General features: G+C 72.5%; 7 protein-coding genes. 1 reads left to right on the top strand and 6 read right to left on the bottom strand.

Annotated elements, in window-relative coordinates:
- Positions 1 to 118: 118 nt before the first annotated feature.
- The 3 genes from ACFXGX_RS41700 to ACFXGX_RS41710 all read right to left on the bottom strand — a co-directional run bounded on the left by ACFXGX_RS41700 (position 119) and on the right by ACFXGX_RS41710 (position 3,474).
- Positions 119 to 868: a DUF6227 family protein gene (locus ACFXGX_RS41700; protein WP_384803223.1), complete on the bottom strand. Its 750-nt coding sequence runs from the start codon at positions 866 to 868 to the stop codon at positions 119 to 121.
- 256 nt (positions 869 to 1,124) lie between these two features.
- Positions 1,125 to 2,174, bottom strand: coding sequence for a P1 family peptidase (locus ACFXGX_RS41705; protein ID WP_384803225.1), 1,050 nt, complete (start codon positions 2,172 to 2,174; stop codon positions 1,125 to 1,127).
- Positions 2,175 to 2,238: 64 nt separating this feature from the next.
- Positions 2,239 to 3,474, bottom strand: coding sequence for a low temperature requirement protein A (locus tag ACFXGX_RS41710; protein ID WP_384803228.1), 1,236 nt, complete (start codon positions 3,472 to 3,474; stop codon positions 2,239 to 2,241).
- Positions 3,475 to 3,589: 115 nt separating this feature from the next.
- On the opposite strand from ACFXGX_RS41710, the gene ACFXGX_RS41715 reads away from it, so the two are divergent.
- Positions 3,590 to 3,772, top strand: a complete 183-nt coding sequence (locus tag ACFXGX_RS41715; protein WP_261709245.1) for a hypothetical protein — start codon at positions 3,590 to 3,592, stop codon at positions 3,770 to 3,772.
- Positions 3,773 to 3,866: 94 nt separating this feature from the next.
- Here the strand turns inward: ACFXGX_RS41715 and mscL are convergent, their stop codons facing one another.
- The 3 genes from mscL to ACFXGX_RS41730 all read right to left on the bottom strand — a co-directional run bounded on the left by mscL (position 3,867) and on the right by ACFXGX_RS41730 (position 6,189).
- Positions 3,867 to 4,334, bottom strand: a complete 468-nt coding sequence (mscL, locus tag ACFXGX_RS41720; protein ID WP_384803232.1) for a large conductance mechanosensitive channel protein MscL — start codon at positions 4,332 to 4,334, stop codon at positions 3,867 to 3,869.
- Positions 4,335 to 4,448: 114 nt separating this feature from the next.
- The gene (locus ACFXGX_RS41725; RefSeq protein WP_384803235.1) at positions 4,449 to 4,991 is read right to left on the bottom strand and encodes a hypothetical protein; all 543 of its coding nucleotides are present in this window, start codon (positions 4,989 to 4,991) and stop codon (positions 4,449 to 4,451) included.
- Positions 4,992 to 5,310: 319 nt separating this feature from the next.
- Complete coding sequence (locus ACFXGX_RS41730) at positions 5,311 to 6,189, bottom strand: S-methyl-5'-thioadenosine phosphorylase (RefSeq protein ID WP_384803238.1); 879 nt, start codon at positions 6,187 to 6,189, stop codon at positions 5,311 to 5,313.
- Between the last annotated feature and the right edge of the window lie 103 nt (positions 6,190 to 6,292).

The raw sequence follows: 6,292 nt of genomic DNA on the forward strand, positions 1-6,292 counted from the left end.
GCGTTGGCGCGCGCGGCGCGCGGGGGGTGCCTGCGGCGCGCCCCCGCCCGCGCGGGTGTGATCGCGCCCCGGGTGGCGGGCCCGCGCCCCCCCCGGGGGCCCCCCCCCCTTCCCGGTGTCAGCCCAGTCGTGCCGCCCGGCGCTCCATCGCGTCCCGGGCCGCGTTCTCGCTCGCGTACACCTCGCACATGTGCCGCCGGTCCGGTGTCGCCGTGTGCTCGACCTCCCACAAGGAGATCTCCTGCCCGTCGCGCAGCAGGAACGCGTGCTCGTAGAGCGAGAAGCACAGCCCCGCCTGCCCCGCACGGCAAGGGCGTCCGAAGGCCTGCGTGATCTGGTGCGCGAACGCCTCCCGCAGCAGCAGCGACGTGAGGTCGACGCCCGGCCGGTCCGGATTCTCCGCACGCCGCAGGAGCCGGCGCGCGTGATCGGCGGAGTCGTCGGGCACATAGGTGTGACGCGGCTCGGGGATCGACGACAACTGCACGAACACCGGCAGCTCGAAGTCCGGCGCGTCCGGAGGGAGCGGGAGCCGGGCCGTGGCCGTGCGCAACTCCTCCTCGTCGACGTAGACCTCGTGCTGGGCGTCGTGACCGGCTGCCGTGTTGTGCACCAGCTCCCACAGCGTGACGGTGGAACCGTCGGCGAGCAGCCAGGTGTGCCGGTACGTCTCCCGGTGCAGCCCCGCGCTGTGGTGCGCGGAGTGCAGCGAGCTGTCGTGCGCCAGCGCGCAGTCGAGCCGCCGTATCGCCTCGTCAGGCAGCTCGAACGAGTTCAGGGCGCGGCGCAGAAGTCGTGCGAGATGCTCCTCCGGAGACTCGGGCGACTCGGGTGGTTCGTACGCTGCTGTCTCGTACGGAACGCTCAAGGTTTCTCCCGGCGTTGCTGCATGTCACCTTGTGGGTGCATACCGTAGCCCCTCGGTCGGACATCATGTCCGCGAACCGAGAAAACGTACGGACGGAAAACGGGCGGGCCGTGCGGTCAGTTCCCCCGCGGCTCGTCAGTTCGTCAAAAGGCCCTCGTCAGGCGGCACTTCCAACGGTCCACGCGGCCCGCGAAAGGTTCCGGCCCGTCGCTCCCATTGTCCTGCAAGGCGCCCTTGCCGCACCAGTTCCCGGGCGCTACGACGTACGGTTCCCCAACCCGCCCTCCCCGTACAGCTCTTCGTACGACGGCCACGCTCCGCCCGGCCCGTCCACCGGCTCCGCCGCGCGCACGGCCCGCACGATCGCGCGCGTCACCAGGTCCGCGCCCGCCGCGAGGATCTCGTTGAGCGCCAAGGGGTTCCCGGCGTCGAGCACCCTGTCGCCCGTGGCCAGCGCGAACACCGTGTCCCCGTCGTTCAGCAGATGCACCGGCCGCACAGCGCGCGCGATCCCGTCGTGCGCCGTACCCGCGAGCTTCTGCGCCTGCGCCCGCGTGAGACCGGCGTCGGTGGCGACGACGGCGAGCGTGGTGTTCAGCGGCGGCGGCGCGTTCCGCGCGGCGGCCTCCGCGAGCCGCAGCCGGGCCGCCTCGCGCACCGCGGCCGACGGACCCGCCGTACGCCCTCGCGCCAACTCCCCGTACAACGCCCCCGTTTCCGGCTCCACCACCGAGCCCACCGCGTTGGCCACCACCAGCGCGGCCACCGTGACACCGGACTCCAGCACGGCGCTCGCCGTCCCGACCCCGCCCTTGAGCGCTCCGACCACCGCGCCGGTACCGGCGCCCACGCCGCCCTCGCGCACCGGCTCCCGCGGCGCACTCGCGTCGGCGGCCTCGACCGCCGCGCGTCCGGTGGCGGCGTCCGGCCGCGACCGGAAGTCGCCGCCGCGCCCTAGGTCGAAGACGCAGGCCGCCGGCACGACGGGCACCACGTGCGTCGGGTCCGGCCCCACTCGCACCCCGCGTCCCCGCTCCTCCAGCCACGCCATCACGCCCGACGCCGAGTCCAGCCCGTAGGCGCTGCCCCCGGTCAGAACGACCGCCTCGATCCGCTGCACGAGGTTGCGCGGATCGAGCGCGTCCGTCTCCTTGGTGCCGGGCCCGCCGCCGCGCACGTCCACGGCGGCGATCACACCTCCCTCGGGAGCGAGCACCACCGTCGTCCCCGTGAGCCAACCGTCCCCGCTGCGCGTCGCGTGCCCCACCCGCAGACCCGCGACATCTGTCAGAGCGTCAACTGTCATGCGCCCAGTCTTCCCCGGCCGTGGCCCCCCCGGCGGCGTGTTCGCGCCCGCCGCGCACGCCGGGCTACTTGCCGCGCGCCGCTCCGGCCGCCGCTTCCCCCGTCACCATTCGCGTCGTCATCACCACCCCGACCGCCACAGCCAGCGCGGAGACGATCCCGGCCGCGAGGACCGCCCAGTCGCCCAGGAAGGTGCACAGGATGACGAGCAGCGCGGTGGCCGGCAGCACGACCTGCTGGGCGATGCCGACCTTGAAATGGCGGGAGTGCAGGACCCAGACGGCGAGGAAGTACAGGGCGGTCGGCAGTGTCACCGCGGCGGACGCCGAGAGCCTGGAGATGTGCGCCGTGCCGACCGTCTGTTCCACCGCGACCTCCAGACCCGCACCGATCGCGGCGGCCGACGCGAAGATCAGGTAGTGGCCGTACCCCCACTGGAAGGCCTGTCCGCTGGACCGCAGATGGCCGTGGATCGGCACCACGAAGTAGATCCACCAGGCGGAGAACACGATCAGCAGGCCGCCCGCGGCGATCGGAAGCAGCTCGCCCAGCGCGTCGTGCTCGTCGACGGCAGACTTCACCGCGACGGTGGCGGCGGCGATCGTCTCGCCCAGCACGATGATCGTGAACAGTCCGTACCGCTCGGCGATGTGGCGCGGATGCCAGGACGTGGTGAAGTCCTTCTCCGCGAACAGCGGGACGCACAGCTCGGCGAGGGCCACCACCAGGAAGACCCACAGCCGGCCGGCCTCCGGCGCGATCAGCAGGCCGAGCCAGCCGATCTGGCACAGCAGCACCCCGCCCGCGTATCGCAGGGCCGCCGTTCTCTCGTTTCCCTCGGTGGACCGGGCCACCCGAAGCCACTGCGCGATCATCGCGAACCGCATGATCACGTAGCCCAGCCAGACCACCAGGAAGTCGTGGCTCTCGAACGCCTTGGACACCCCGGCCGCGAGCACCAGGACGCCGGCGATCTGCACCAGCGTGACCACCCGGTAGAGCACGTCGTCGTTGTCGTAGGCAGACGCGAACCAACTGAAGTTCATCCACGCCCACCAGATGGCGAAGAAGATCATCGCGTAGTCGAGGATGCCCTGACCCGCGTGCCCCTCCGCCACGGCGTGCACCAGCTCGGCGCCCGCCTGGGCGATGGCCACCACGAAACACAGGTCGAACAGGAGCTCCAGCGGCGACGCGACCCGGTGCGCCTCGTCGCGGCCGCGGGCCGTCATTCTGCGCAGCGGCCAGTGGCCCGCGGACCGTGGTGTCGAGGCGGATTCCGGAGTGGAACGGGAGGTCATAGGGCCAAGCACAGCAGAAAAGCGCCGGGAATTCTTGTGAATGCCTTCACAAGCGACCCCGGGTCGACCGGGTGGAACGGGGTGGCCCCGCATGCTCGCGGCGTACGCTTGGGGCATGAGTCCCGCCCCCGCCCCCGAACCGCGCGATCCGAAGCCCGCACTGGTCTTCGACGATCCGTTGAGCCAGCAGTCCTCGGACGATACGGACCGTGGGTGGGGCGAGCGGGCCGACAGCACCGGTGACAGCGCCGCCGACCTGAAGCGCTTCCTCGACGAGAAGCCGCCCCACCACATCTGAGCCCGGCTCCGGGCGCCCTCACCCCGGGACGGGCGCGCCCCGGTCTCCCGGCGCCGCCGGCCGAGTTCCCGGGCGCGCGCCCACGGCCTCGCCGTCAGTACTCGCGGCGTCCCTGACCGCGCTGGGCGACCAGCTCGTCGCGGATCTGCTTGAGCACCTCCAGCTCGGACACCTCGAGAACCTCCCTCGTGCCCTCCTTCGCCTTCTGGCGGGCCGCCTGCCGGGCCAGGAACTTGGCCATCGGCAGCACCATCAGGAAGTACACGACGGTGGCGGTGATCACGAAGCTGAGCGTGGCGCCCAGCACCGAGCCCCACATGATCCGGATGCCCGCGTCCGCTCCGGTGCCGGTGCAGGAGCCCTCCAGGCAGGAACTGTAGTTGTCGAGGTTCTTCGTACCGATAGCGCCCACCATCGGGTTGATGATGCCCTTCACCACGGCGTTGACGATGTTGGTGAAGGCCGCGCCGATGACCACGGCGACGGCCAGGTCGATGACGTTGCCGCGCATCAGAAAGGCCTTGAAGCCCTCCCAGACGCCGGGCTGCTTGTTGTCGCTCACTAGGAGGCCCCTCCGCGCATGTTGTGGAACAAACAGCTCCGCAACCTACGGCAGGGTGTTCCGAGCCGGTCCAACTGGGTAGCTCGATCGAGAGACTTGACACGGTTTCGGTGCTCATCGCAGCGTCACCGCCAGCCGTGACGTGGTGCCCGCGCCGGCCAGCCGCACGGCCGTCGCGCGCGGAACGGAGAGGACGACCAGCGCTCCGGTGCCGGTGGCTCCGGCGGCCGGGACCCCGGTGACCCGCGCGCCGGCCGCGACCACCCGCGCCTCGCCGCCGTCGTCCGCCGCGACCACGTCCACCCGGTCGCCGGGACGCAACAGACGCGCCGCGTCTCCGTCCGCGATCCGGACCGGCGCCCTCACCGTCTCGGCCGGGCCGGGCCCGCGTACGGGGGTGGAAGCCGTGGTGGAGGCGGACGCGGAGGGCGTGGTCGCCGGATGTCCGCGAGCCCGCCCGGCATCGCCCGGACCTGCCGCCACGAGCGCGGCCGCCGTCATGGCCAGGCCCGTGGCGACGGCCCGCCTCCTGTGCCGTGCGAGGGGCCGGGGCCGGAAGCGCCCGCCCCGCACCCGGACGGGCGCGAACTGCGGCACCTCGCACGTCGGAGGTGTGTCCGCGCCCGGCGGGCGGATGTGTCGCGAGAGCTGTGCCATGGGAACCACCACCTGTGACGAGGGACCGGCTTGCGATCCCACGATGAGGCCTCGCGCCGAAGCCCGCAGGCACCCGTGGACGGCCCGGGAACTGTGGACAACTCCCCCACCCGAACGGGAGATTCCGCCCCGCTCGGGCACGCGTCACGCCGGATCGAGGCACGGCAGCTCGGTCACGCCGGCCCGGGTCACGCCGGATCGCGTCACGCCGGCTCGGGTCACGGCACGGGGGCCCGGCATCTCGATCAAGGCAGCTCGGGTCACGGCAGTCGGCGCCACGGCAGTCGGTGCCACGGCGCTTCAGGTCACGGCGGTTTGGTCACGGCAGCTCGAAGCCGGGATCCATGCCGCCCAGTGCCCTCGTGCACAGGCAGTCCCGCGATCCGTTCGCCGGCAGTCCCGCGACCGCGTCGAACAGCACGCCCCGCAGCCGGTCCACGTTCGCCGCGAACACCTTCAGGACATCGTCGTGCGAGACGCCCTCGCCGGTCTCGGCGCCCGCGTCCAGGTCGGTGACCAGTGTCAGCGACGTGTAGCAGAGCTCCAGTTCGCGGGCGAGCGCGGCCTCGGGATGCCCGGTCATGCCGACCACCGACCAGCCCTGCGCCTGGTGCCAGAGCGATTCGGCCCGGGTGGAGAACCGCGGGCCCTCTATGACCACGAGCGCGCCGCCGTCCACGGCTTCCCAGTCACGTCCGCGTGCCGCTTCCAGCGCGACCTTCCGTCCGACGGGGCAGTACGGGTCGGCAAGCGACACGTGCACCACGTTCGGCACCGTGCCGTCGGGCAGCGGCAGCCCGTCGAAGTAGGACTGCGCCCGTGACTTCGTACGGTCCACGAACTGGTCGGGAACGAGCAGGGTGCCGGGCCCGTACTCGGGACGCAGTCCGCCCACGGCACAGGGGCCGAGGATCTGGCGGGCGCCGACGGAGCGCAGCGCCCACAGGTTGGCCCGGTAGTTGATGCGGTGCGGCGGCAGATGGTGGCCGCGGCCGTGGCGGGGCAGGAAGGCGACCCGCCGGCCGGCGATCTCGCCGAGGAACAGGGAGTCGCTGGGCGGACCGTAAGGGGTGTCGACCCGCAACTCGGTCACGTCGTCGAGGAAGGCGTACAAGCCCGAGCCGCCGATGACACCGATCTCGGCCGAGGCCGTCGATTGCTCCCCGGCCGGGTTCTGTGGGTTCTCCGTGTTCGCCATGAACGGCACCCTACGGGCTGTCCCGACGGAGGAACGGCGGGGGGACCCCCCCCGGGGGCGGGCCCGGGGGGGGGGGGGGGGGCCCGCGGGGGGGGCGCGGCGG

The organism is Streptomyces sp. NPDC059371, from assembly GCF_042751995.1.
Taxonomy (GTDB): domain Bacteria; phylum Actinomycetota; class Actinomycetes; order Streptomycetales; family Streptomycetaceae; genus Streptomyces.